Source organism: Streptomyces sp. NPDC037100 (assembly GCF_055606225.1).
In genome coordinates this window covers 331,493-354,895 of record NZ_JBVJSX010000010.1, presented here as the reverse complement: position 1 = coordinate 354,895, position 23,403 = coordinate 331,493, and the positions used below count along the sequence as shown (strand labels likewise).

Sequence of the window (23,403 nt, the reverse complement as noted above, 5' to 3'; positions counted from 1 at the left end):
TTCGCTATACGGACGCTTCACCGTCGTCGGGCGGATCTCCGTGCCAGGAGCGCCACAGCGCCGCATAGGCTCCGCCGGCCGCCACCAGCTCGTCGTGCGTGCCGAGTTCGGTCAGCCGGCCGTCCTCCATCACCGCCACCCGGTCGGCGTCGTGCGCGGTGTGCAGCCGGTGCGCGACGGCGATGACGGTGCGCCCCTCGAGGACGGCGGCCAGGGCCCGCTCGGTGTGCCGGGCGGTCGTCGGGTCGAGCAGCGCGGTCGCCTCGTCGAGGATCAGCGTGTGCGGGTCCGCCAGCACCACGCGGGCCAGGGCGAGTTGCTGCGCCTGCGAGCCGTCGGTACGGCGACCTCCCTGGCCCAGCGGGGTGTCCAGCCCCTGCGGCAGCTCCCGCACCCACGTATCGGCGCCGACCACGGCCAGCGCTTCCCACAACCGCTCGTCGTCCGCGGCCGGTTCGGCGATCCGCAGGTTGTCGCGGACCGAGCCGAGGAACACGTGGTGCTCCTGGGTGACCAGGACGACCTGACGGCGCAGCCGCTCCGGCCCCAGCCCGACGACCGGCACGCCGCCGACCGTCACCGAGCCCGCGGTCGGCGCGTCGATGCCCGCCATCAGCCGGCTCAGCGTGGTCTTGCCGGCCCCGGACGGCCCGACCACGGCGAGCCGCTCCCCGGGCCGCACCGTCAGATCGACACCGCGCAGCACCTCGACGCCCCCGTCGTAGGCGTAGCGCACCCCGACGACGTCGATCCGGTCACCGTCGGGATCCGGGCAGTCGCCCTCCCCGCCGGCGTGCGGCGCCCGGGCGAGCCCTTCCACCCGGGCGAACGAGGCGCCGCTGCTCTGCAGTTGCTCGACCCGGACCAGGATCTCGTCCAGCGGGTTGCTCAGCTGATGCAGATACAGGGCCGCCGCCACCACCGCCCCGAGACTCATCGCGCCCGAGGAGTGCAGCACGCCGCCGATCACCAGCACACCGGCCACGGGCAGGACGTACGACACCTCCACCGCCGGGAAGAACACACTGCGCAGGTGGAGCGTGTGGAAGCGGGTGCGGCGGGAGGTCTCCAGGGCGTCCCGGCTCGCGGCCGTGCGCTGCCTTTCCAGGCGGAACGCCTCGACCGTGCGGGCGCCGGACGCGGTCGCCGCGAGAATCTCCGCGACGTCCGAGGTGGCCGCGCCCTCGGCGAGATAGCCGTCCCGGGCCCGGCGCAGGTACCAGCGCAACGCCGCCTGGATCGGCGTGAGTCCGAGCACGCCGAGGGCGCCGAGCAGGGGGTCCAGGAGGAACACCGCGCCGATCAGGAACAGGCACTGGACGAGGTTGACGAGCAGGACGGGTCCGGCGTCGCGCAGGGTGTTGCCGACGGTGGTGACGTCGGAGGTGCCGCGGGCGGTGAGGTCGCCGGTGCCGGCTCGCTCGACCACCGAGGCGGGCAGGGCGAGGGCGCGGTCCACGAACCGCTCCCGCACGCGGGCCAGGGTCCGTTCGCCGAAGCGGTGGCCCGCGTAGCGGGCCCAACGGGCCAGGAGCAACTGGGCGAGGGCGCACAGGAGCAGGGCGAGGGCGAGCCGGTCCACGGCTCCGACTCCGCGGCCCGCCTGTACGTCGTCGATCATCCGGCCGAGCAGCCACGGCCCGGCCAGACCGGCCAGGGCGGCCAGGGCGTTGAGACCGAGGACCGTGCAGAAGACCCGGGTGTCCGCCCGTACGAGGCCCACCATCGCGCGCCGGACGTCCGGCCGTGCGGCGACGGGGAGTTGGGTGCGGGTCATCCCAGGGCCTCCTCGGCGTCTCGTGCGTCGGTGGCCCGTGCTCCGGTGGCCTGTGCCTCGGCGTCTCGTGCGTCGGTGGCCCGTGCCCCTGCGTCTCGTGCGTCGGTGGCCCGTGCTCCGGTGGCCCGTGCCCCTGCGTCTCGTGCTCCGGTGGCCCGTTCTTCGGCGTCCCGTGCCCCGGTGTCCCTTGCGACGACGGCTCGGTAGCCGGGGCTGGATTCCAGGAGTTCGTGGTGGGTGCCGGTGGCTGCGACCTTGCCGCCTTGCAGGAAGAGGACGATGTCCGCGTGGTCGAGGACCAGGGGGGAGGTGGTGGTGACGACCGTGGTGCGGCCTTGTCGTGCCGCGCCGAGCCGGGAGGCGACCGTGGCTTCCGTGTGGGCGTCCAGGGCCGAGGTGGGTTCGACGGTGAGGAGGATCTCCGGGTCGGCCAGAAGGGCTCTTGCCAGGCGGATGCGCTGGCGTTGGCCGCCGCTGAGGTTGCGGGCCTGGGCGGTCATCGGGGAGTTCAGGCCGTCGGGGAGGGCTTGGACGATGTCTTCGGCCGCGGCGGTGTGGAGCGCCTTGCGGGTCGCCGCGGCGTGCCGCCCGGCGGCTGCGGGGGTGCCGTGGCCGGTCGCGCGGTTCCCCGCGCCCCCGACCACAGGTCCCACCATCTCCTGCAGGGTTCCGGCGAACAGGTCCGCCTCGTGGTCCGCCAGCAGGATGCGGGACCTGACCTGGGTCAGGGCGATGTCGTCCAGGCGAGTGTCACCCCACATGGCGTTCGACGGGGCGTAGCGGGCCAGGCGGTCCAGGACGGCCGTGGCGTCCGCGGGGTGCTCCGCCACCAGCGCCGTCATGCGGCCCGGCCGGATGAGCACGCCCGACTCGGGGTCGTGCAGCACCGAGGGTTCGGACGGGGCGTCCCGGGTGCCGGTGTCGGGCACCGGCTCCAGGCGCAGGAACCGTACGACCCGCCGGGCGCACACCAGACCGCGGCTGATCTGGTAGCCGCACTCCACCCAGAAGGACACCGGGCCGACCAGGACCGCCACATAGCCGTAGACCGACACCAGCTCGCCCACGGTGATGTCACCCTGCGCGGCCAGTCGGGCCGCGAGCCAGGTCACCACCGCGAGGAACAGGGTCGGCAGGCCGATGCCCAGGGCCTGGACCCAGCTGGTCACCGCGCCGACGCGGTAGCCCTGTTCACGCAGCCGCCCGGAGTCCCGGCGGAAGGCGTCCGCGATCAGGTCCTTGCCGCCGAGGCCGGCGAGGACCCGCAGGCCACCGGCGAGGTCGCCGATACGGGCCGTCAGGACGCCCTGGCGTTCGCGGTACTCCGCCTCCGAGCCCTGCAGCCGGCCGAGCAGCGGGCCGACCAGCAGGACGAGGACCGGAATGCCGAGCAGGACGACCGCGGCGAGGAGTGGAGAGACCGAGATCAGCAGGACGGCCACGACCAGACAGGCCACGACGGCGCCGACGCCGGGGCCGACGACCGTCAGGGACTGGCTGATCGTCTGGACGTCACCCACACCGATCGTGACGACCTCACCCGCGCCCATCTGCCGGGACAGGGACGACCCGAGCCGGACCGCCTGACCGACGACCACCTTCACCGTGCGGAAGTTCGCGTCCATACGGACCCGGGTCATGGTGCGGTGCCGCATGATGCTCAGCCAGGCGTTGAAGGCCCCCACCGCGAACAGCGCGCCGCTCCAGAGCACCAGCGCGCTCATGTCCCCGGGCTCCAGACCGTCGTCGATCGCCCGGGACATCAGATAGGGCGTGGCCGCCAGCAGCACCATCCACACGCTGCCCAACATCGCCCCGGCGGCACACCGCCCGGGCTGCCGCATGACCAGCCACCACAGGTACCGGGCGCCGCCGCGGTGATCGGGTGTGCCGGGGTCCTCGTACGCGTCGATCATCTGCCCGCCCTCCGCCCTCCGCCCTCCGCCCTCCGCCGCCGCCCTAGGCCAGACTGTCCCGCCACGCCCGGTGCAGATCCGCGAACCTGCCCGTACCCGCGATGAGGGCGGCCGGTTCGCCGTCCTCCACGATCCGGCCGTGCTCCATCACCAGAACACGGTCCGCGATCTCCACGGTCGACAGCCGGTGCGCGACGACCACGGCCGTGCGGCCCTTCAGCACCGTCGTCATGGCCCGCTGCACCGCGCGCTCCCCGGGGATGTCCAGCGAGCTGGTCGCCTCGTCGAGGATCAGCACCGCCGGGTCGGCCAGCAACGCCCGGGCGAACGCGACCAGTTGCCGCTGCCCGGCGGAGATCCGGCCGCCCCGCTTGCGCACGTCGGTGTCGTAGCCGTCGGGCAGGGAGCTGATGAAGTCGTGCGCGCCGATCTCCTTCGCCGCCTGCTCCATCTCCTCGCGGGTGGCGTCCGGGCGGCCGATCGCGATGTTGTCGGCGACCGTGCCGGAGAACAGGAACGCCTCCTGCGTCACCATGACCACCCCGCGACGCAGTTCCGGCACGGGGAGGTCGCGCAGGTCGACGCCGTCCAGCAGCACCCGGCCGCCGGAGGGGTCGTAGAACCGGGCCAGCAGCTTGGCCAGCGTCGACTTGCCGGCGCCCGTGGACCCCACGACCGCGACCGTCTGCCCGGCCGGCAGGGTCAGATCGAACGTGGGCAGCACCTCGCCGCCGGTGCGGTAGCCGAAGCGGACGCCGTCGAAGACCACTTCGCGGCCGGGATGCTCGCCCTCGAGCGGCGGGAGCTGCCGGGGGGCGGCCGGCTCGGGGACCGACGGCATCTGGGCGAGCAGGCCGGCGATCTTCTCCAGCGAGGCCGCCGCCGACTGGTAGGAGTTCAGGAACATCCCGAGCCGGTCGATGGGGTCGTACAGCCGCCGCAGGTACAGCACGGCCGCCGCCAGCACACCGAGGGCCAGCGTGCCGTCCGCGACTCGGTGGGCGCCCCACAGGACGATCGCCGCGACCGCCGTGTTGGCGACCAGGCGGGAGCCGGTGACGTAGCGGGCCATCTCCAGCAGCGCGTCGCCGTTGACCCGTTCGTGCCGCCGGTTGAGCTCGCCGAAGTCCGCGTCGTTGGCGGACTCCCGACGGAAGGCGCGCACCGGGCGGATGCCGTTCATCGTCTCGACGAACTTGACGATCACGGCCGCGATGGCGGTCGACCGCGCCCGGTACACCCGCCCGGCCCGCCGCTGGTACCACCGCACGAGCCCGTACAGCGGCACCAGGGACGCCACCGCCACGCCCCCGAGCCCCAGGTCGAGCCAGAGCAGCATCGCCGAGATGTAGACGAAGGACAGAATCACCGTCACGAGCTCCTGGAGGCCCTCGTCCAGCAGTTCGCGCAGTGACTCCACGTCGGTCGTGGAGCGGGAGATGAGCCGGCCCGAGGTGTAGCGCTCGTGGAAGTCGACGCTCAGCGCCTGCGCGTGGCGGAAGATCCGGCCGCGCAGGTCGAGCAGCACGTCCTGGCTGACCCGGGCCGCGGCGGCGACGAACGCGAACTGCAGTCCGCCCGCGGCCAGCGCGCACGCCAGATACCCGACGCCCACCGCGATCAGCGGCCCGTGGTCCTGCGCGCGGAACGCCGGCACGCCGCGGTCGATGGCGTACGCCACGAGCAGCGGGCCCGCCTGCACGACCGCCTGCTGGAGCAGCAGCAGGAGCGTCGTGACCGCGACCCGCGCCTTCATGGGCGCGAGCAGGGAGCGCAGCAGGGCCCCGGTGGCGCCCGGCGGGGTGGGCAGGACATCGTGGTCGAAGGGGTCGCCGGTGGCGGCGTGACGATCGCCGGGTGGGTCGTCGGGTCGGTCGTCGGGTTTGTTGCCGGCCGGTGCGCCGGTGGCCGCCGTCATCGTGCGCCCTCCTCTTCCCCTGACAATTCCCCTGGCAGTTCCCCTGACATCAGATGCGCGTACTCGGCGTTCGTGCGCAGCAGTTCGTGGTGGGTGCCGACCGCGGCGATCCGGCCGCCGGACAGCAGCGCGACGCGGTCGGCGAGCAGCACGGTGGACGGGCGGTGCGCGACGATCAAGGCGGTGGTGTCCGCCAGCACTTGCCGCAGGGCGGCCTCGACGGCGGCCTCGGTGTGTACGTCCAGGGCCGACAGCGGGTCGTCCAGGACGAGGAACTCCGGCTGCCCGACGACGGCCCGGGCCAGTGCGAGGCGCTGGCGCTGGCCACCGGAGAGACTGAGGCCCTGCTCGCCCACCTGAGTGTCCGTCCCCTGGGGCAGGGCATGCACGAACTCGGCCTGGGCGACGGCGAGGGCACGCTCCAGATCCGTTGTGCCGGCGGTGTCCTTCGCGCCCATGAGAACGTTGTCGCGGACCGCGGCCGAGAACAGCGTGGGCTCCTCGAAGGCCACGGCGACCTTGGTGCGCAGCGCTTCTCCGGACAGCTCCGTGATGTCGACGCCGTCGAGCGTGATGCGGCCCGAGGTCAGCTCGTAGAGGCGGGGGACGAGCGCGGTGAGGGTGGTCTTGCCGCTGCCGGTGGCCCCGACCAGGGCCATGGACTCGCCGGGGCGGATGTGCAGGTCGATGTCCTGCAGGACGGGAGGGGAACCGGGCGGGGCGTCCGGGTAGCGGAACCGGACGTGGTGGAAGCGCAGACCCGCGTCCTGCGGGTCCTTCGCGCCGGTCCGCGTACCGGAGGCGGTGTGCTCGGGGGCGGTGCGCGTATCGGAGGCGGTGTGCTCGGGGGCGGTGCGCGTATCGGAGGCGGTGTGCTCGGGGGCGGTGCGCGTATCGGAGGCGGTGTGCTCGACCTCCTCGTCCATCACCTCGAAGAACCGCTCCGTCGCCGTCGCCGCCTCCTGGCTCATCGCCAGCAGGAACCCGATCGACTCCACCGGCCACCGCAGCGCCAGCGCCGTCGACAGGAACGCCACCAGCGTCCCCGCCGACAGGGCACCGTCGGCCACCTGGACGGCCCCCACCACCAGCGCCGCCCCGATCGCCACCTCCGGCAGCGTCACGATGACGCCCCAGATCGTCGCCAGCAGCCGCGCCTTGCGCAGTTCCGTGCCGCGCAGCGTCCGCGACAGGTCCCGGAACGCCCGGGCCTGGCTCCGGTGGCGGCCGAAGCCCTTGATGATGCGGATGCCGAGCACGCTCTCCTCGACGACCGTCGTCAGGTCGCCGACCTGGTCCTGGGCCCGCCGGGCCACCTGCGCGTACCGCTTCTCGAAGACCAGGCAGGTGACCATGACGGGCACGGCGGGTCCGAGGACGACCAGCCCCAGCGTCCAGTCCTGGAGCAGCATGATGACCACGCCCACGACGATCGTCACTCCGTTGACCAGCAGGAACGTCAGAGGGAAGGCGAGGAACTGGCGCAGCAGCATCAGATCGGTGGTGCCTCGGGACAGCAACTGCCCCGAGGCCCACCGGTCGTGGAAGGCCACCGGCAGCCGCTGGAGGTGCCGGTACAGCCCCGCCCGCATGGACGCCTCCACGTGGGTGAGCGGACGGGCCACCAGCCACCGCCGCAGCCCGAACAGCAGGGCCTCCGCGAAGCCGAGCAGCAGCAGATAGAGCGCGCCGAGCCACACCCCGGCCGGGTCACGACCGGCGATCGGCCCGTCGACCATCCACTTCAGGACGAGCGGGATCACCAGGCCCACGCAGGAGGCGAGTATCGCGACGAAAGCGGCACTGAACAGCCGCACCCGCGCGGGCCGCACGTACGGCCACAGGCGGAGCAACGAGCGCACGGCGGAACGGTCCTGGGCGGGGGCGTGTGTCGTGGCCATCAGCAGCGAGCCTACGGATCGCCACTGACACTGCCCACCGAGTTTCCGCCGGACCGGCTCGGTCCTCGGCCCTACGACCTGGGGGTACTCCCCGCTCGAGCGAAGCCGGGAGCTCCAGGGAGCGTTCGACGGGCGGTACGGCTGCACCTGCCGGGTCGTACGGCCGCATCAGCCGATCGGTCGATGTCCGTTCGAGCGCGACGGCCGATGTGCCGGGCCCCGCCTCACCGGGACCCTCTTCTCCCACCTGTACGCCGAGCCGGGCGTCAACGACCGTGCGGCGGCGGTCGCGACGGCGTACGAGCGGGGGATCCTCGGCCAGGCGGGGTAGCGCAGCGGGGTTCGGTCGGTCTTCTCCGAAACGGCCTTGAGCTCGGCGAGCCGCTCCGGTCGGTCCGGGCCAGGTCGGCCTGCGGGTTCACGGACCTGCAACGAGCCGCAACACAGCGCGGCATCGCCTCCCGGCCGACCGGCGAAACGGCGCCTCGGGCCGCCCCGCGGCGCAGTACCGCCCGGGTCGGCATGGCCCGGTCTCGCTCTCCCGGCCGGTGGCGAAACGATGCATCAGCCCGCCACCCTCAGCAGCAGCACCGCCCGTGCCGGCATCGTGATCTCCGTCCCCGCGCGGTGCTCCACACCCGGCGCCTCCCCCTGCTCCTCCAGGCTCGTGTCCACGACGACCTCGTACCGCTCGGCCCACGGCGGCCCCGGCAGCGCGAAGTTCACCGGGCCCTCGCCCGCGTGCAGGACGGCCAGGAAGCTGTCGTCGAGGATCTGCTCCCCGCGTTCGTCGCGGCCCGGGATGTCCCGGCCGGACAGGTACATGCCGAGTGTGGCCGCCGGTGCGTACCAGTCCTGCTCCGTCATCTCCGTGCCCCGGGACGTGAACCAGGCCAGGTCGCGCAGCCCGTCCGCGGTCTGCGCCCGGCCCGAGAAGAACGCCCGGCGCCTGAGCACCGGGTGGCGGTGGCGCAGCGCGATCAGCCGGGAGGTCAGCGCGAACAGGGCCTGCCAGCCCGGGTCCTCCAGCAGCTCCCAGTCCACCCAGCTGATCTCGTTGTCCTGGCAGTAGGCGTTGTTGCTGCCGCGCTGGGTGCGGCCCAGCTCGTCGCCCGCGACCAGCATCGGCACGCCCGTCGACAGCAGCAGCGTGGTCAGGAGGTTCCTGAGCTGGCGGCGCCTGAGCGCCCGTACGCCCTCGTCGTCCGTCTCGCCCTCGGCACCGCAGTTCCAGGCCCGGTTGTCGTCCGTGCCGTCCCGGTTGCCCTCGCCGTTGGCCTCGTTGTGCTTGCGCTCGTAGGACACGAGGTCGCGCAGGGTGAAACCGTCGTGCGCCGTGACGAAGTTGACGGACGCGTACGGCCTGCGCCCGCCCCAGGCGTACAGGTCGCTGGAGCCCGACAGGCGGTAGCCCATCTCGCGGACATCCGGCAGCGCATGCCGCCAGAAGTCCCGCACGGCGTTGCGGTACCGGTCGTTCCACTCCGTCCACAGCGGGGGGAACGCCCCCACCTGGTAGCCGCCCGACCCCACGTCCCACGGCTCGGCGATCAGCTTCACCCGGCGTAGCACCGGGTCCTGGGCGATGACCGCCAGGAACGGGGAGAGCATGTCGACGTCGTGCATGGAGCGGGCCAGCGCCGCCGCCAGGTCGAAGCGGAAGCCGTCCACGCCCATCTCGGTCACCCAGTAGCGCAGCGAGTCCGTGATCAGGCGCAGGACGTGCGGCTGGACCACATGCAGGGTGTTGCCGCATCCGGTGTAGTCGGCGTAGCGCCGGGGGTCGTCCTGGAGGCGGTAGTAACCCCGGTTGTCGATGCCCTTCAGGGACAGCGTCGGACCGAGCTCGCCCGCCTCCGCGGTGTGGTTGTAGACCACGTCGAGGATGACCTCGATCCCCGCCGCGTGCAGGGCGCGCACCATCCGCTTGAACTCGCCGACCTGCTGCCCGGCCGTCCCGGAGGCCGCGTAGCCCGCGTGCGGGGCGAAGTAGCCGATGGAGTTGTAGCCCCAGTAGTTCCTGAGACCTCTGCGCAGCAGGTGGTCCTCGTGCGCGAACTGGTGCACCGGCAGCAGCTCCACCGCCGTCACGCCCAGCTCGACCAGGTGCTCGATCGCCGCGGGGTGCGCGAGACCGGCGTAGGTGCCGCGCAACTCCTCGGGGACGCCCGGGTGCAGCTGCGTGAAGCCCTTGACGTGCAGTTCGTATATCACCGAGTCGGCCCACGGCGTCTTCGGGCGGCGGTCGTCGGCCCAGTCGTCGTCATCGTGGACGACGACGCCCTTCGGCACGTACGGCGCCGAGTCCCGGTCGTCGCGCACGGTGTCGGCGACGTGCTGCTGCGGCCAGTCGCGGACGTGCCCGTACACCTCCGGCGGCAGACCGAAGTCCCCGTCCACGGCGCGGGCGTACGGGTCGAGCAGCAGCTTCGCCGGGTTCCAGCGGGCGCCCGTCCACGGGTCCCAGCGGCCGTGCACCCGGTAGCCGTAGCGCTGCCCGGGCAGCACGCCCGGGACGAAGCCGTGCCAGATCTCGTGGGTCAGCTCGGCGAGCCGGACCCGCGACTCCTTGCCCGCCTCGTCGAACAGGCACAGCTCGACGCCCTCGGCCCCGCCCGCCCACAACGCGAAGTTGGTGCCCGCCACCCCGTCCGGACCGACCCGGAACCGGGCGCCCAGCGGGGTCGGCGCACCCGGCCACGCGGACACGATGGGCGGCGGCGCGGCCCTTCGTGCGCCGTTCACGGCGGCGGCCTGGCGCCCGTTCCCGGTGGCCCGATGACCGGCCACCGCCTCCTGCTCGGCTGCGCTGGACACCTGTCAGCCTCCCACCGGCTCGTGGGACGACGGGGGACAGAGGGGTACGGCCCTGTGCTGCGGCCCGGGTCGCGGCTCCCCTGCGCGTCGTCCTCCCCACTGTTCTGCCCAGAGCGTGGGTCGCACTCACGTTTCCCCGGGGGCGGGCATGGTCGTTTCCCGGGGACGCGGCCGGTCGTTGGGCACCGCGTGAGGCACGTACAAGGGCGCGCGCGGCGCGCGAGGGCCGCGCTGGCCGCCGTAGTGACATGGGCAGGGCTCCTGGCCGGGGCCACGGGGTGTACCTCGGACGACGCGGGCGGGATCACCGGGGCGTTCGGCGCGCCCCCGGCGCCCGAGGACGTCATCAAGGTCTCGCCCGACGACGGCAGCAGGGGTGTGCGCCCCGACAGGAAGCTGCGGGTGCGTGTGCCCGACGGCCGGCTGGAGAAGGTGAAGGTCGTCAGGTCGCACGACGCGCAGGAGTCCCGGGTGCCCGGGCACCTCTCCGCCGACGGCCTGACCTGGGAACCCGACGAGCAGCAGCTCGCGCTGGCCGCCAAGTACACGATCGACGCGGTGGCGGTGGGCGGCGACGGGCGCCGCTCGGCCCGGCACACCACCTTCACCACCTACGTCCCCGAGGAACGCTTCATCGGCTACGTCGCCCCGGAGAACCGCGCCACGGTCGGCACCGGCATGATCGTCTCCCTGGAGTTCAGCCGCGAGATCACCGATCGCGCCGCCGTCGAACGCGCGATCCGGGTCACCGCCCGCCCGGCCGTCGAGATCCGCCCGCACTGGTTCGGCAGGACCCGCCTCGACTTCCGCCCCGCGGACTACTGGAAACCCGGCACCCAGGTCACCGTCGCCCTGCGTCTGCGCGACGTCGAGGGCGCGCCCGGCGTCTACGGCCTGCAGCACAAGACCTTCTCGTTCACCGTCGGACGCAGCCAGGTCTCCGTGGTCGACGCCGCCGCGCACTCCATGGAGGTCCGGCGCGACGGAGAGCCCCTCGCCACCGTGCCCGTCACGGCGGGCGCGCCGGGGAACACCACGTACAACGGCAAGATGGTGGTGACGGAGATGCTCGACGTCACCCGGATGAACGGCGCCACGGTCGGTTTCAAGAAGCGCGACGGCAAGGGCGAGTACGACATCCCGGACGTCCCGCACGCCATGCGCCTGACCGACTCCGGCACCTTCCTGCACGGCAACTACTGGGCGCACCACTCCGTGTTCGGCCGCACCAACGTCAGCCACGGCTGCATCGGACTGCGCGATGTGAAGGGCGGCAGCTCGGACACCCCGGCCGGCTGGTTCTTCGACCGCAGCCTCGTCGGGGACGTGGTGGAGGTCGTCAACAGCAATGACAAAACCGTCTCTCCGGACAACGGGCTCGGAGGATGGAATATGGGCTGGAATGCATGGAAGGCAGGCAGTGCGGTGAAGTAACCGGACAGCGGGGTGGGTTGACCTGTGATCCGTTGGGACCGAACGGTGACAATCGCAGGCCGCCGGTGCCCGGTGCCTTGTGGTTAATATGCGCCGACGCGCGGGGGACGCGCGGGGTGCGGGTCTGACCAGGCCCTGGGAGGGGAGAACCACGTGAACGGGCGACCGATATCGGGGGCGTCGGTTGGGCGCAGGAACGGAGTGCTCGCGTCGGCGATCGGCGTGCTGCTGCTCGCCGTCACGGCGTGCGGCGGCGGGGGAAGCGGCTCCGGTTCCGGCGAGGGCGGCGGCAACGGCAAGGATTCGGGCAGCGCACAGAGCAAGCAGTCCGAGGCTGTCGTCGGCATCACCCCCAAGGACGGGGCCAAGTCCGTCGACACGAGCGGTGCGCTGAAGGTCACCGCGACGAAGGGGAAGCTGACCGAGGTCGAGGTCAAGGACGCCGAGGGCAGGAAGGTCGACGGCGAGATATCCGGGGACGGCGCCAGCTGGACGCCGTCCATCCATCTGGCCGGCGCCACCAAGTACACGGTCCACGCGGTCGCCAAGGACTCCGAGGGCCGCACGGCCGCGGAGGACGCCGGCTTCACCACACTGACCCCGAAGAACACCTTCATCGGCACCTTCACCCCCGAGGACGGCTCCAAGGTCGGCGTCGGGATGCCGTTCTCCATACGCTTCTCCCGGGGCATCACGGCACCGGAGGACGTCGAGAAGGCCATCCGCATCAAGACGGAGCCGGCCGTCGACGTCGAGGGCCACTGGTTCGGCAACGACCGCCTCGACTTCCGGCCGGAGAAGTACTGGAAGCCCGGCACCAAGGTGACCGTCGACCTGAACCTCGACGGCGTCGAGGGCCGCTCCGGCGTCTACGGCGAGCAGGACAAGACGGTGAAGTTCACCATCGGCCGCAACCAGGTCTCCGTGGTCGACGCCAAGAAGCTCACGATGAAGGTCATGCAGGACGGCAAGACCATCAAGACCGTCCCCGTCACCACCGGCCAGCCCGGCATGGAGACCTGGAACGGCCAGATGGTCATCAGCGAGATGCTCACGGTCACCCGGATGAACGGCGAGACGGTCGGCTACGGCGGTGAGTACGACATCAAGGACGTCCCGCACGCCGTCCGCCTGACCACCTCCGGCACCTTCCTGCACGGCAACTACTGGGCGAGCGGCGCCTTCGGCAACTACAACGCCAGCCACGGCTGCATCGGCCTGCGCGACGTGCGCGGCGGCTGGGACAAGAAGGTGCCGGCCGCGTGGTTCTTCAACCACTCGATGATCGGTGACGTGGTGGTCGTCAAGAACTCCGAGGACCGGATCGTCGACCCGGACAACGGGCTCAACGGCTGGAACATGTCCTGGGAGAAGTGGAAGAAGTAGTTCTCATTCGCGTAGGACACGAGGGCCCCGGCCGGTGTGACCCACCGCACCGGGGCCCTGGGCGTGAGTCCCCTGCCGTGCCGGCCCGGGGGCGACCCCGGACCCCCGGCCGGTGTGACCCACCGCACCGGCCCCAATCCTGTTAGTCCCCGTTAACCTGCTGCCTATGACCGTCTCTCTCGAAGTCGCTGAAGGCGTCGGCACGATCCGTCTCGACCGCCCGCCCATGAACGCGCTGGACATCGCCACGCAGGACCGGCTGAAGGAACTCGCCGAGGAGGCCGCGCGGCGCGAGGACGTCCGGGCCGTGGTGCTCTACGGCGGGGAGAAGGTGTTCGCGGCCGGCGCGGACATCAAGGAGATGCAGGCGATGGACCACACCGCGATGGTGCTGCGCTCCCGTGCCCTGCAGGACTCGTTCACGGCGGTGGCCAGGATCCCCAAGCCGGTCGTCGCGGCCGTGACGGGCTACGCGCTGGGCGGCGGCTGCGAACTCGCCCTGTGCGCGGACTTCCGCATCGCCGGCGAGAACGCCAAGCTCGGCCAGCCGGAGATCCTGCTCGGCCTGATCCCCGGCGCCGGCGGCACTCAGCGCCTGGCCCGCCTGGTCGGCCCCTCCAAGGCCAAGGACCTCATCTTCACGGGCCGGATGGTGAAGGCCGACGAAGCCCGCGAGATCGGCCTGGTGGACCGGGTCGTCCCCACCGGCGAGGTGTACGCCCAGGCGCACGCCTGGGCCGCGAAGCTGGCTCAGGGTCCGGCCCTCGCGCTGCGCGCCGCGAAGGAGTCGATCGACACGGGTCTGGAGACGGACATCGACACGGGCCTCGCGATCGAACGGAACTGGTTCGCGGGACTGTTCGCCACCGAGGACCGTGAGCGCGGGATGCGCAGCTTCGTGGAGGAGGGGCCGGGCAAGGCGAAGTTCCTCTGAACATCCCCACAGGGGCTTGCAATTGACGCGGTGTCTGACCCGGGGTCCCTCGATGGGGCGGTTTATGTGAGCCTTAAGGCAACCTTAAGCGTGCCGGAACGGGAGAGTCCGGCGATTACCCCGGAAGGCAACGTTCCAGCAGTTCAGGCGGGGTGCCGAGGGCTTCGAAATGCCTGCAGCATATGACGGATGATCGCCGGTCCGCCGTCCGTTCCCCGGGGCGTATTCCCCGGGAACGGCCCCGTCGGGTGCTGCGGACGGCCATGATGGGGGCATGGCGGGGCTGGAGGGTATGGAACAGCCGCGGGGACACGCACATGCGGCCGCGGCACGCTGGTCGCCGACCGTCGAGGACGAATACGCGCTCAAAGCGCTGGAGTTGTACGGCAACCCGACGGAGGCAGAGGTTCCACTGCCGTCCCGCCCCGAGTCCGCGGCCACCGCGAGACGGCTCACCCAGGTCGTGATCCTGCGCCACTGGGGACTCACCCCCAAGACCACCGAGGACGCGGTGTTGCTCGTCTCCGAACTGGTCGGCAACGCCGTACGCCACACCGGCGCCCGTGTCTTCGGGCTGCGCCTGCACCGGCGCCGCGGCTGGATCCGCGTGGAGGTCCGCGATCCCTCCCGCGGGCTGCCGTGCCTGATGCCGGTCCAGGAGATGGACATCAGCGGCCGTGGCCTGTTCCTCGTCGACAAGCTGGCCGACCGCTGGGGGGTCGACCTCCTGCCCCGGGGCAAGACGACCTGGTTCGAGATGCGGGTCTCCGACCGCTGAGCACGCCCGATGCCTCACCCGGTCGCCGGACGGACGAATCATGCGTTCCTCCGCCGGGCGCCCATTAAATGGTGCAATGCGCCCCCATCTCGTCAAGAGCACCCTGGTCGCGGGTGCCGTCCTCGCCGTCCTCGCCGCCTGTGGCACCGGAAGCGGGGAACGGACCCCCGAGGGACACGGCACCAAGGCCGCCGTGCCCCTCCCGCCCGAGAAGAAGCCCGTGAAGGGCCTGCCCGGCATGCCGCCCGTCCTGGACCCCGAGGACGTGTACGCGGCCGACCGCCCGAACAAGCTGTCCCCGGTGGTCAAGGACTTCCCGTCCCGGGTCTACGTCCCCAACACCGAGTCCGACACGGTCACCGTCATCGACCCCAAGACGTACGAGATCACCGAGACGATCCGGGTGGGCCGGCAACCCCAGCACGTCGTGCCCTCCTGGGACCTGAAGACGCTCTGGGTCAACAACAACCGCGGCCACACCCTCACCCCGATCGACCCCAAGACCGGCAAGGCCGGCAAGGACGTCGAGGTCCACGACCCGTACAACCTGTACTTCACGCCCAACGGCAGATACGCCGTCGTCATGGCCTCCCTCGACCGCGAGCTGGTCTTCCGGGACCCGCACACCATGGCGATCAAGAAAACCGTCCCGGTCTCCTGCTACGGCGTCAACCACGCCGACTTCTCCCTCGACGGCCGCTACTTCATCGTCTCCTGCGAGTTCAGCGGCGAGCTGCTGAAGGTCGACACCGAGAAGATGGAGGTCGTCGGTCAGCAGCGGCTGCCGTTCGACGGCGCCATGCCGCAGGACGTGAAGGTCTCGCCCGACGGCAAGAGGTTCTACATCGCGGACATGATGGCCCACGGCATGTGGGTCCTGGACGGCGACCGGTTCACCGAGCCCACCCTGATGCCCACCGGCAAGGGCTGCCACGGCCTCTACGTCAGCCGCGACTCGCGCGAGATGTACGTGACCAACCGCGGCGAGGGCACGATCTCGATCTTCGACTTCACTCAGGGCAAGCTGACCAGGAAATGGCAGCTGCCCGACGGCGGCAGCCCCGACATGGGCGGTGTCTCCGCCGACGGCAAGGTGCTGTGGCTGTCCGGCCGCTACGACGCCGAGGTGTACGCCGTCGACACCCGCACCGGCACCCAGCTCGCCCGCATCCCGGTCGGCAACGGCCCGCACGGCCTCGCGGTCTACCCCCAGCCCGGCCGCTACTCGCTCGGTCACACGGGCGTCTTCCGGTGAGCCCGGGCCCACGGCGGCCGGACCGGAGGCGGCCGAGGTGCTGGGCGAGCTGCTGGGGGACGCCGATCCGGCCGTCGTGCTGACCCGGCTGCGGGCGCACGCCACCCACCGGGTGGCCCGGTACCGGGAGTTGCCCGCCGCGGTGAAGGGCACCGGGCCCGGGGCGGCGTACCACCAGGAGTTCGCCTGGGTGGTCGCCGCGCTGGAGGCGCGCACGGCCGGTTAACCTGACCTCCGTCAGACCTGCGTCAGCAGGACGCACAGCACGAGATGAGGGGCGGATCGGTGGCGGACATCGAGGAAGCACGCAAGCAGTTCGAGCGGATCGATACGGACGGGGACGGATTCATCACCGCTGCCGAGTTCAAGACCGCCCTGGCCCGGTCGGGTGACTGGAACGTCACCGAGTCGGTCGCCGAGGTCGTCATCAAGACCCGCGACCTCGACGGCGACAAGCAGTTGAGCTTCGACGAGTTCTGGGCCTACCTGAGCAAGTAGCCGCACCGCTCGCCGGCCGCGAGCGAAGGGGCCCGTTCCGCGATCCCGGACCGGGCCCCTCGCCGTACCCGGAACACGGGAGGCCGGACGTCCGCGGCAGGTCAGGCGTCTTCCGCCCACGTGCGCAGCGCCGCCCTGCTCTCGAAGCGGGCCACGTTCTTGTCGAGCGGGTCGTCGGTGTACTGGTGGAAGCGCCACTTCGCCTTGATGCGGGGCTTGCCCGCCGAGACGTAGTCGGCGATCCACAGGCCGTCGCCCGCACAGGAGGTCGTGTCGACGTTGAGCCAGAAGTTGCGGTTGGCGTAGAGGACGACCCGATGGTTCGGCCGGAGGTCCTTCAGCTTGCGGATGAACCGGTCCTTCTCGGCGTTGCTCGCGTGGGTGCCGCTGCCGGTCGTCTCCCAGTCGACGGCGAGGATGTCGCCCGCCCGCTCGGGGGCCTTGCTCAGGAAGTACTCGGCCTGGGCCGTCAGATTGCCGGGCCACAGGAAGTGGTAGAAGCCGACGACCAGCCCGGCGTCTCTGGCGCGCTTGGTCTGGGCGGCCAGCTTGGGGTTGACGTAGGAGCGGCCCTCGGTCGCCTTCACGAAGACGAAGGAGAGGCCGTCGGTGTCGTAGGAGGAGCTCTGGTAGGCGCTCACGTCGATGCCGCGCAGCATGGGGGTCTCCCTGAAGTGCATGTGGGGGAGGGGGAGTTCGACCACCATGGCACGGGCTGCCGTCGGCTGACGTGGAAACGGCGACGTAGGTCGAGTGCGGGGCGGAGGTCCTCCGGGTCCGGAGTGTGGTGATGCCCCCGCTGCGGCGGCCCTACGCCGGGCGTGAGGCGGCTCGCGCCCGGCGCTCGTGAACGGAGGGCGGATTCAGGGGGCGGAGGAGGTGACCGGGGAAGCGGGCGCATCGGTGGCGGAGACGGCCTCGCCCGAGTCGAGGGAGAGGTGCTTGGTCTCCTTGCCGATCAGGAGCGCGACCAGCGTGAGCACCGCCATCGCCGAGAGGTAGACGCCCACCAGCCAGGGCGAGCCGTCCCCGGCCTGCCACAGCGCCACGGCGATGAACGGCGCGACGGCCGCCCCCAGGATCGAGCTGACGTTGTACGCGATTCCGGAGCCGGTGTAGCGCACGCTGGTCGGGAAGAGCTCCGGCAGCAGCGCGCCCATGGGGCCGAAGGTCATGCCCATCAGGGTGAAGCCGAGCACCAGCCACAGCACCACGCCGAGGGTGCCCAGTTCGATCAGCGGCACCCAGACCAGACCGAAGACCACGATCGCGGCGGTGATCCAGATCAGGGTCGTGCGCCGGCCGTAGCGGTCCGCGAGCGGTCCGGAGACCAGGGTGAACGCGGCGAAGAACAGCACGCCGAAGATCATCATGAGGACGAACGTGGTGTAGTCGTACCCCAGCCCGGGCACGGCCGCGTCCCGCGCGGTGCGTCCGTAGCTCAGTGAGAACGTGGTCATCAGGTAGAAGAGCACGTAGGTGGCCAGCATGATGAAGGTGCCCAGGACCAGCTGCTTGCCGTGGCCGCGCACCACGGTGGCCAGCGGCAGCCGCCGCACCCCGCCCGACGCGCGGGTCTTGGCGAAGACCGCCGACTCGACGAGCCGGGAGCGCACCCACAGGCCGATCGCGACCATCACGGCGGAGAACAGGAACGGCACGCGCCAGCCCCAGCTGACGAAGGCTTCGGAGGGCTGCGAGGGGTCGGCGCCGGCGGCGGAGGGCAGCAGCGCGCCCATGGCCAGGAACAGGCCGTTTCCGATGATGAAGCCGAGCGGGGCGCCCAGCTGGGGGAAGGTGCCGTACAGGGCGCGCTTGCCGCTGGGCGCGTTCTCGGTGGCGACCAGGGCGGCGCCGCTCCACTCGCCGCCGAGCGCGAAGCCCTGGGCGAGGCGCATCAGCACGAGCAGTGCGGTGGCCGGCCAGCCGACCTGCGCGTAGGTGGGCAGGACGCCGATGAGGAACGTGGCGATGCCCATGGTCAGGAGCGAGGCGACGAGCGTCTTCTTCCGCCCGAGCCGGTCGCCGAGGTGCCCGAAGACGACGGCGCCGATCGGGCGGGCGACCATCGCGGCGCCGAAGACCGCGAAGGACGACAGCAGCGCCGTGGTCGGGTCGCTGCTCGGGAAGAACAACGCGGGAAAGACGAGCACCGCGGCGGTCGCGTAGATGTAGAAGTCGTAGAACTCGATCGTCGTGCCGATGAGGCTGGCGACGAGGACACGGGACCGCGAGTTGACGGGTGTCGGGGCGGAACCGGGGGCAGATGGGGGCATCGTCAGGTCTTTTCACGCGTGAAACATGGTCACTGCAACGATGTCAGCCGTCTCGTTTGCCGGTGTCGCCATCTCGCGATGTGGGACGGCGATCGGGGGTGCCATGACGTCCCCGGGGGCGAGTCGGTGGTGATGCCGCTCCACGGGAGACGGCGTAGCTGCTTCCTGTCGGGCCCCGGATTCCGCTTCACGGGAACCGGCGTGGCTGCACAACGGCAGCAGCCGCTGCGGCTGGTCGTCGGCTGTGCGGACTCGCTGTCTATGTCCTGCGGGTGTTCGAATCTGCCTGCCCCCCGAGGTGAACACAGTCAGAACGCGTCCGCATGGCCGTAGACGGCGGCTAAACACTTTTGACGGGTCGGGAGATGAACAGGCATGAACGCCATCGCAGCCCTGATGCAGGGGTGGGCAGTTGAGGGGGCAGCCTTCATGCGGCACGTGTTGCCGTGGCAGTCCGCCTGCTGCGTCTTACTCATCACCGGAGTGATGAGATTCCTTTCGGAGAGGTCGCGCCGCAAGACCCTGCTGGCCATCACCACGCAGTCGCCGCCCGGCACCGTAGTGACGCAGGCAGGTGGCATGGGGGGCCCGAAAATGTGGATCCAGGTCGGAGGCGGGGCGGTGTCGCTTCCGGAGCGGGACTCATGACGCCTCGAATCCCGCCGATGCACCGGGATGAGATTGCCGCCCTGTACCTGCAGCTCCGCGACGGCATGGTCAAGTTCGCGGACCGGCTGCTCCATGGCGATCGCCATATGGCTCGTGACCTGGTTCAGGAGACATTCAAGGCCGCTGCCCTGCAGTGGGGCACCTTGCGCACCCGTACCGAGTGCGTCCAGCGGGCGTGGTTGTACCGAGTGCTGAAAAACAAGATCTTCGATCAATGGAGAGCAGCCGGACGCCATGAGGAGAGCGCCGGTGGTCAGGACATGGTGAACGAACTGGATACGCCGCGGACGGCGATCTCCAACCTCCTATTGCAGAAGTGCTGGAAAGCCATCGACAGCATGCCTTGTGCTCAGCGACGGGTGGCTCTCTTGAAGTGGCAGGGCGAGTGGACCAACCGTGAGATCGGCACACACTTGGACATCGCTCCGAGCACCGTACGGGTCCATCTGAGAAACGCGCGGAACACGCTGGTCGCCGAACTGGGCGATGAGCTTGTCTTCCCGTCCGAATGGAGGGACGAGGCACCTGGAGAGGAGGCAGCAGGATGAGGAACACCCAGCACTGGACAGACGTCCCCAACCCCCCGTCTCCATCCGGCAAGTGCGTCAGGGTTGACGACCTTCTCAGGCAACTCGACCGTGCAATGGACGCGGAGGTACCGACACGGAGTGCAGTCGAAGGGTTGATCGAGTTGAAGGAGTGGATGGCCGGGGAGAGGCCGTTTCTTCAGGAGCAATCCGGGCATGGGGCGATGTTTCCCGCGGATCAGCCGCATGAAGTGGTCGGGCATACGGCAGATGAGCTGCGGCAATCGGCCACCCGGCAGGACCTGTTACTGGAGCGCCACGAGGAAGTCCAAGCCATCGACGAAGCATTGGTGGCGCTGGGCAGGACCGCCGACGGTGTGCGACGGCAGCGGCACACCGGACTCCTCGCCTTCACCGGCCCGGCCGGACTGGGCAAGACGGCTCTCGTCACGGAAGCGCGCACCCGAGCCGCGGCACGCGGGTTCACAGTGCTTTCGGGCAAGGGCGGCGAGATGGAGGAGCAGTTCGCGTTCCATGTGTTGCGTCAGCTGGTGCAGCCCGCCCTGGCGCCGATGGACGAGGCCGAACGCCGTGCCTGCCTCGGTGGTTGGTACGACATCGTCGCCGCCACGCTCGGACTCGAGGCACCCGACCCCGCTCGGGCACCAGACCCGGCCGGGGTGCGCGATGGCCTCGACTGGGTCATGACACGCCTTACGGTCAAGAAGGCGCCTGTCGTTCTGCTCCTGGACGACATGCACTGGGCCGACGCCGAGTCTCTGAACTGGATCGCTTCCTTCGCCCCACGAGCCCAAGACCTCCCCCTGCTGATCGTGGTCGCCTACCGGCCGGACGAACTACCGTGCGAGGCGGCCGCTTTCCGCATGCTCATCGAGCGTCACAACCGTCCCTACGCCTTGAAACCACTCACACCGGCCGGCGTGGCACACATCGTCAGGGAGAAGGTGAGCGGGGGAGCAGACGATGTGTTCTGCGAGGAATGCTGGACGGTGACCGGAGGGAGTCCGTACGAGGTCGCCGAACTCGCCAGTCAGCTCGCGGAACGACAAGCAGCGGGCAGCCACGACGAGTTGCCGGTGTTGCGAGAGCTGGCCTCTGCGGTCAGGGGCCCCGGACTGCTCGACCGACTGCAACGACTGGGTACCGCGACCGTCCGCTTCGCGTGGGCCTCCGCCGTTCTGGGCACCTCCATCTCGCCGAATCTCGCGGCTGCCGTCGCCGCCGTCAACAGCGCGGAGGCCGCCGAAGCGACAGAGAAACTGCGCGCCGCGCGAATCCTGACAGACACCCTCGAACGCGATGGTGGCATGGAGTTCTCACATCCACTGATCGCCTCGGCGATCTACCGATCCATTCCCCCGGCCCTGCTGGTCGCTCTGCACCATTGCGCGTCAGAAGCCGTCATGGCTGCGGGGTTGGGTCCCACCGCCGCTGCCCGGCATCTGCTGGAGGTGCCCTGCGAGGGCATGCCCCGAACCGTCGAATGCCTGCGTGCTGCCGCGCGGGAGTACCTTCGCGCGGGAGCTCCGGAGGCCGCCCGGCGGGTCCTGAGCCGGGCGCTGCTGGAGCCGCCCCTCCCGGAGGACCGCGCGGCACTCCTCCACGAGCTGGCCTGCTCGACCTCCCTGACCGACCCCATGGCCACGGTTCGTCATCTCCGGGCAGCGCTGTCAGAACCGGGAGTCGACCCCGACCTGAGGGCCTTCATCGTCCATCGCCTGACGCAGGCGCTGGCCCACACCGACCAGGTGGCCGAGGCGGCAGACCTGGCCGCCGACGAGGCACGGCAGGCGCCCAACCCGCGCATCAGGCTGCGTTTGCAGGCAGATCATTTCGTATGGAGCGCGCTGCGCATGGACGAGCCCGACTCGGCCGCCCGCTCGCGTCGGCTGGCGCGGCTGGCCGGGCGCCTGACCGGCCGGGGTCTGGAGGAGCGGTACATCCTGGGCCTGAGAGCCTGGGACGCCATGCTGTGCGGCGAGCCGCGGCCATCCGTCCTGTCCCATGCCGAGGATTCCCTGCGCGGCGGACTGAGCTGGACTGATGAGGACCGAGGCTTCGAGGTGCCTGTCTATGTCGCTCTCGTCTTCATGTACTGCGACCAGCCACGACGGGCCGAAGAACTGTTCGCCAAGGGGATGGCCGAGTGCGAGGCCAAAGGCTGGCGCGGCTCCCACCTGGCAGTCGGGCAGACCCTCTTGGCCTATATCCGCTACCGTCGCGGCTGCCTCACCGAAGCGGAGGCACTGGTACGGGAGGGCCTGCGCACCGCCGACCGCGTGGAAGGTGCGGTGCCCGCCCAGTGGTTCGCCATCGGCATCCTCATCCAGACCCTTATCGCCCGGGGGCGGACGGCGAACGCGCGCGAGCTCGCCGATTCCTACCACTACGGCGAGGTGGTTCCGAATGCCGTCATCTACCCGGACCCTCGCACGGTGTACGCCGAACTGCTCCTGGCCGAGGGGCGGCGGTCCGAGGCCGAGCGCCTCTTGTCCACCGTGGGAGACTGGCTTGAGTCACGGAACTGGCGCAACCCGACCTGGTGCCCCTGGCAGCTGCACCTGGCGTCCGCTCTCGCATCCTCCGCTCCCGACCGGGCGGTCCGCCTCGCCCGGGAGGCCGTCAAACGGGCCCGCCACTTCGGTGCGGCGTCCGCGATCGGCCAGGCCCTCCTCACCGAGGCCGATGTGACAGGCGGGTCGGCGGCGCTCGACCTGTACGCCGAGGCCGTCGACCACCTGGAACGGTCTCCTGCCTCCTACGAGCTGGCCCGGGCCCTGGTCGGATATGGCGCCGCCCTGTCCCGGAACGGCCAGCCACAAGAGGCCGCAGACCGCCTCTACCAGGGCCTGGAAGCCGCTGTCCACTGTGGTGCCGAGGCCCTGGCCGACCACGCCAGAGAGGAACTCTCGGCAGCCGGACTGCGGCCCCTTCGCCACGCGCAAAGGGACACACTCACCGCTCATGAACGACTCGTTGCCGAGATGACGGCCCACGGTCAGCCGACAGCGGTGGTCGCGAAGGAACTGCGGATCACCGAACAGGGCGTGAAGCGACTGCTCTCCTCCGTCTACCGCAAGATCGGCACCGACAACACCGGTCTCGCCAGAGACCTCGACGCACTCTCCCGCTTGTGACGATGCCGCGCAGCGCCCCTCGGCCTGGCAGCCTCCGGAAAGGCCTGCCGGCTGCGAGGATCGGTACCGCACCGGCCGAGCTACGGGCGTCGCAACGACGAGGGAGCCCCCACTGAGGACCGCCGACGGGGCCGCGGAAGTCCCCGGCAGTGGTCGAGT

At 70.8% G+C, this 23,403-nt stretch carries 16 protein-coding genes and 1 pseudogene; 10 read left to right on the top strand and 7 right to left on the bottom strand.

Going from position 1 to position 23,403, the window contains the following annotated elements:
- Window positions 1–4: 4 nt before the first annotated feature.
- From ACZ7EG_RS30310 to ACZ7EG_RS30295, 4 genes are read right to left on the bottom strand one after another with little or no spacing between them, the layout of a single operon-like run.
- Complete coding sequence (locus tag ACZ7EG_RS30310) at window positions 5–1,777, bottom strand: ABC transporter ATP-binding protein (RefSeq protein ID WP_471085670.1); 1,773 nt, start codon at window positions 1,775–1,777, stop codon at window positions 5–7.
- Entirely contained in the window at window positions 1,774–3,693 is a 1,920-nt protein-coding gene (locus ACZ7EG_RS30305) for an ABC transporter transmembrane domain-containing protein (protein ID WP_471085667.1), read from the bottom strand. The genes ACZ7EG_RS30310 and ACZ7EG_RS30305 overlap by 4 nt, the downstream gene beginning before the upstream one ends.
- 43 nt (window positions 3,694–3,736) lie before the next feature.
- The gene (locus tag ACZ7EG_RS30300) at window positions 3,737–5,611 is read right to left on the bottom strand and encodes an ABC transporter ATP-binding protein (RefSeq protein WP_471085664.1); all 1,875 of its coding nucleotides are present in this window, start codon (window positions 5,609–5,611) and stop codon (window positions 3,737–3,739) included.
- A complete protein-coding gene (locus ACZ7EG_RS30295; protein WP_471085660.1) occupies window positions 5,608–7,512 on the bottom strand; it encodes an ABC transporter ATP-binding protein in 1,905 nt (634 codons plus the stop codon). The genes ACZ7EG_RS30300 and ACZ7EG_RS30295 overlap by 4 nt, the downstream gene beginning before the upstream one ends.
- A gap of 232 nt (window positions 7,513–7,744) precedes the next feature.
- Here ACZ7EG_RS30295 and ACZ7EG_RS30290 point away from each other — a divergent pair.
- A pseudogene (locus ACZ7EG_RS30290) lies at window positions 7,745–7,843 on the top strand (DNA-binding response regulator); the annotation flags it as partial.
- A 233-nt stretch (window positions 7,844–8,076) separates the two neighbouring features.
- On the opposite strand, the gene glgX reads toward ACZ7EG_RS30290, so the two are convergent.
- Complete coding sequence (gene glgX / locus ACZ7EG_RS30285) at window positions 8,077–10,329, bottom strand: glycogen debranching protein GlgX (RefSeq protein WP_471085657.1); 2,253 nt, start codon at window positions 10,327–10,329, stop codon at window positions 8,077–8,079.
- 189 nt (window positions 10,330–10,518) lie between these two features.
- Here glgX and ACZ7EG_RS30280 point away from each other — a divergent pair, with 189 nt between their 5' ends.
- From ACZ7EG_RS30280 to ACZ7EG_RS30250, 7 genes are all read left to right on the top strand, one after another.
- A complete protein-coding gene (locus tag ACZ7EG_RS30280) occupies window positions 10,519–11,763 on the top strand; it encodes a L,D-transpeptidase (RefSeq protein ID WP_471085654.1) in 1,245 nt (414 codons plus the stop codon).
- Window positions 11,764–11,916: 153 nt separating this feature from the next.
- Window positions 11,917–13,149 (top strand): L,D-transpeptidase, encoded by a 1,233-nt coding sequence (locus ACZ7EG_RS30275; protein WP_471085651.1) that lies wholly within the window; start codon window positions 11,917–11,919, stop codon window positions 13,147–13,149.
- 166 nt (window positions 13,150–13,315) lie between these two features.
- Window positions 13,316–14,083: an enoyl-CoA hydratase/isomerase family protein gene (locus tag ACZ7EG_RS30270; protein WP_471085648.1), complete on the top strand. Its 768-nt coding sequence runs from the start codon at window positions 13,316–13,318 to the stop codon at window positions 14,081–14,083.
- Window positions 14,084–14,357: 274 nt separating this feature from the next.
- Window positions 14,358–14,861, top strand: coding sequence for an ATP-binding protein (locus ACZ7EG_RS30265; RefSeq protein WP_471085645.1), 504 nt, complete (start codon window positions 14,358–14,360; stop codon window positions 14,859–14,861).
- Window positions 14,862–14,937: 76 nt separating this feature from the next.
- Complete coding sequence (locus ACZ7EG_RS30260; RefSeq protein WP_471085642.1) at window positions 14,938–16,116, top strand: YncE family protein; 1,179 nt, start codon at window positions 14,938–14,940, stop codon at window positions 16,114–16,116.
- Between the two features lie 37 nt (window positions 16,117–16,153).
- Complete coding sequence (locus ACZ7EG_RS30255) at window positions 16,154–16,342, top strand: hypothetical protein (RefSeq protein WP_471085639.1); 189 nt, start codon at window positions 16,154–16,156, stop codon at window positions 16,340–16,342.
- A 59-nt stretch (window positions 16,343–16,401) separates the two neighbouring features.
- The gene (locus ACZ7EG_RS30250) at window positions 16,402–16,614 is read left to right on the top strand and encodes an EF-hand domain-containing protein (protein ID WP_471085636.1); all 213 of its coding nucleotides are present in this window, start codon (window positions 16,402–16,404) and stop codon (window positions 16,612–16,614) included.
- Between the two features lie 101 nt (window positions 16,615–16,715).
- Here ACZ7EG_RS30250 and ACZ7EG_RS30245 read toward each other — a convergent pair whose 3' ends face one another.
- Window positions 16,716–17,273, bottom strand: coding sequence for a glycoside hydrolase family 25 protein (locus tag ACZ7EG_RS30245; protein WP_471085729.1), 558 nt, complete (start codon window positions 17,271–17,273; stop codon window positions 16,716–16,718).
- 204 nt (window positions 17,274–17,477) lie between these two features.
- Window positions 17,478–18,890 (bottom strand): MFS transporter, encoded by a 1,413-nt coding sequence (locus ACZ7EG_RS30240; protein ID WP_471085633.1) that lies wholly within the window; start codon window positions 18,888–18,890, stop codon window positions 17,478–17,480.
- A gap of 644 nt (window positions 18,891–19,534) precedes the next feature.
- Here ACZ7EG_RS30240 and ACZ7EG_RS30235 point away from each other — a divergent pair.
- Entirely contained in the window at window positions 19,535–20,107 is a 573-nt protein-coding gene (locus tag ACZ7EG_RS30235) for an RNA polymerase sigma factor (protein ID WP_471085630.1), read from the top strand.
- A 203-nt stretch (window positions 20,108–20,310) separates the two neighbouring features.
- Window positions 20,311–23,244, top strand: coding sequence for an ATP-binding protein (locus ACZ7EG_RS30230; RefSeq protein ID WP_471085726.1), 2,934 nt, complete (start codon window positions 20,311–20,313; stop codon window positions 23,242–23,244).
- Window positions 23,245–23,403: the final 159 nt, after the last annotated feature.